4 protein-coding genes are annotated in these 3,184 nt (G+C 26.5%); 2 read left to right on the top strand and 2 right to left on the bottom strand.

Going from position 1 to position 3,184, the window contains the following annotated elements:
• Positions 1-224: 224 nt before the first annotated feature.
• On the bottom strand, positions 225-362 hold the full coding sequence (locus CLCHR_RS25055) for a hypothetical protein (protein ID WP_160361132.1): 138 nt from the start codon (positions 360-362) through the stop codon (positions 225-227).
• Between the two features lie 209 nt (positions 363-571).
• Here CLCHR_RS25055 and CLCHR_RS24045 point away from each other — a divergent pair, with 209 nt between their 5' ends.
• Together CLCHR_RS24045 and CLCHR_RS24040 are read left to right on the top strand one after the other, a co-directional pair.
• Positions 572-751, top strand: a complete 180-nt coding sequence (locus tag CLCHR_RS24045) for a hypothetical protein (RefSeq protein WP_079442461.1) — start codon at positions 572-574, stop codon at positions 749-751.
• A gap of 384 nt (positions 752-1,135) precedes the next feature.
• A complete protein-coding gene (locus CLCHR_RS24040) occupies positions 1,136-1,549 on the top strand; it encodes a YmaF family protein (protein WP_079442460.1) in 414 nt (137 codons plus the stop codon).
• 278 nt (positions 1,550-1,827) lie between these two features.
• Here CLCHR_RS24040 and CLCHR_RS24035 read toward each other — a convergent pair whose 3' ends face one another.
• Positions 1,828-2,439, bottom strand: a complete 612-nt coding sequence (locus CLCHR_RS24035) for a hypothetical protein (protein WP_079442459.1) — start codon at positions 2,437-2,439, stop codon at positions 1,828-1,830.
• Positions 2,440-3,184 lie beyond the last annotated feature (745 nt).

Below are 3,184 nucleotides of genomic sequence, written 5' to 3'. Positions count from 1 at the left end.
GCTTATATATTATTTGAAATTAAACGATAAAGATTATTAATTACTATTGATTATTTTATAACAGTGTGTTATTATAAAAACATACTAGAAATAGTAATCCCCACCCCTTTTATCTTAGTATATTTAATACCTTCAAAATTATTTATAGAGTGAAAAGCAGCTAGTTAAATAGCTGCTTTTTTGATAAACTACAAATTAAACCAGATCCTATAGAACTAAACTGTCTATTTTATTATCTTTAATTCATTAGATAACTCTTTTTGGATATCTTTCATATAATCATCTGAATTCTTTCTTTGGATAGAGCTTAAGAATAAGCTAATGCCTACAAAAGTCAAAGATATTAAGATTATTATTACCATACAAACACCTCACTTATATTACAGTATTGACATGAATATAGAAAATATAACCAATTAGTGCATAGTTAATTTAGAAATTTAATATGTCGAACGATAAATGATAATTGTTATTAAATAACATAGAATGTTTATAAAAAATATGTTAATATATGTTTATGAAGAAGAAAATAATTTAAGAAGTAATGAAAATTATATGAGGAGGGATGAAAATGCTTAGTTTAATTAAGAGCGATATATCTTATGGAAGGAAGAAAGTAAATGGGAAAATTATAAGAATTATTAGTATAAAAAATTTAGAAGATAATATTTTAAACTACAGCATTTGGTTAAAAAAGAACAACCGGGAGGACAGATTGGACAACTATGATGAGTTTTTGCAAGTTAAGTAGTGATTGATAAAGGCAGGTTAAATTTTAGATTTAAACTGCTTTTATTTTTGTATAGGAAAGTATAAAATTTTTGTATTTTTAAAGCCAATTATATCAATGGTTAAGAAGAGGTTGGCTTGTAAAAATGTGATTGAAAAGGAACGTGACGTAGCCGCTTTGTTCTATTTAATACTAATAGATAAAAATTATTAATTAGTATTTACTATTTTATAATGTGATGTTATAATATAAACATACAAACCCCCATACAATAACTCTCTCTCTCAAGTTTGTCATATAAGGATGTAGTTAACAATATTGTAACTACATCCTTTATTTTTTTTGCACATAAATATTTGATATAACATAAAATGTTATATCATGAACAACTAAGGAGGAAATGGAATGGGGTACAATTTTAAAAAGGGAAAAAACTATAAGGAACATTATTCAGGAAATAATCAATGTGCAGAAAAATGTGTATTGGTTAAAAATCATAACCATGAATTTTTATCAAGTACAGACTATGCAAAAGATGAAGAGTGCATAATTCATAATCATCGTATAGCCGGTGTAACTGGACCTGCAATTAGATGTGGTAACTCTCATGTTCATAAAATTGAAACACTTACAGATACTTTTTGTGATCATTTTCATTCTGTTTGCGATACTACTGGTCCAGCAATTTCTCTTCCAGGTGGAAAACACATTCATTTAGTAAAGGGAGAAACTTCTGTTAATGATGGACATGATCATGATTATTTCTTCACTACTTTAATTGAAGATCCTACAAATGTTCCAAATGATAAAGATTGCTAGAATAAGCAATATTTTTGAAGTTTAGAATATTAAAATTTTTGAGATATAAATCTTAATGTGAATAGACAGATAGGGAGTATTTCATACAAGGATTTTAACGAAAAATATGAGTATTGATTTAATAAATAATCATATCTTTCTTCCCGGTATGCTTCCTTAATTATAAAGCTTTCCTAAATAAAAAACATCAACATTATGATAATGCTGATGTTTTTTTTGTGTTACAGGGATCGATGATGATTAGGTATATTTATATCTATTAGTAAAGTTAAATTGCATTAATTGTATAGTTCTAACCCGAAATATCGTTTATTATCATTATCCACAAACTTAATAGGTCCATTGTAAAGTATTGTACCAGCGTATTTTCCTTGGGTTATAACTACATAGTTATTTAAGTTACAATCAGGTGATTGCAGATTATATTGTAAATTTTTAAGTTCACTTCGAAAAGCATCAGGCTTTAATTTCATTATTTTTAGAGTTTTTAACTCTTCGCTAGAAATATTTTTATCATTGTTTGAATCACCAATCTTAACTAAGGCCGTTATTAAATCAGATGAAAGACCATTATTGTCTATTATATTTCCATCAGAGCCAAAGAGATTTGTTTTGTAAGTATAATTTGACTGCCTTTCTTCTTCAATAATTCCGGCTGTTTCACTAAGCCGATTTATATCTAATTTAAATTCAGAAATAGCAGCATTTTTATTACTAGCATTATTTAAAGTTTCATAGAAATCAGCAATTATAGTGAAAAAAATGAATAATAGCAATGAAACAATTGATATTCCTAATAATGTTGATTTTTTAATTGAATTGATTTTCTTCAAAATGTTCTTAACTATGTTGATATGGTAAGTACAAACTGATAATTTTTTAGTTTGCATTTTCACACCATCCTTTAAAATTTCTTATACACTAAGGTTACTATAGGAATATTAATTTAAATTTATGAAATGGTAAAAAAGAAGTTAAACTTATGGATTGATTCATTTTTATATTATGCGTGCACAAAATATACGTTACTAAAGTACATATACATTAGCTAATCTAGAATGATATAATTGCAGATAAAGATTTTTTAATTAGAGAAATATATTTACAACATGTAACTTAGAATTAAGTGATAACTTACCGAAATCAAATACATTTTTGTTCCTCAGGACTATGAAAATTTCGCTGAAAGTACTAAATTGAAGCTTGCATCCACATTAGCTTGCTCCCAATTTCATTGAGACAAGCTAATGTGGAACTAGCTTCCATTAAGTACTTTAGCAGCTTATTTTTAAATGCCTGCTTCATATTATGCCCCTTGTGGGTACAAAAATGAATTTGATTTCTAGAGAAGATATCCACTTAAAGTTCTAGAAAATTTGTAAATATGTTTATCTAATAAGTCAAATATTTAATTGGAATAACCATCCATACTTGTTAACTTTGAGTTTAGCATTTTAATAGAAATAAGTAACACATAAGTTTAAGTTACATGTTGGTTATCTATGATTGATAGTGTAAAGTAAGCTATGAAAAAATAGAAGTAAAAATCAATCTACACTATTAAGTAAAAATGTTTAATTTTACAATTTATCATTTGATTTTGTGTATGACAAAAGACCTCCGTCGCCGAAGGCA

Origin of the sequence: Clostridium chromiireducens, assembly GCF_002029255.1 — a bacterium.
GTDB classification, from domain to species: domain Bacteria; phylum Bacillota; class Clostridia; order Clostridiales; family Clostridiaceae; genus Clostridium; species Clostridium chromiireducens.
Note: the sequence above shows the minus strand (reverse complement) of the source record. Positions and strands in the feature narration are given on the sequence as shown.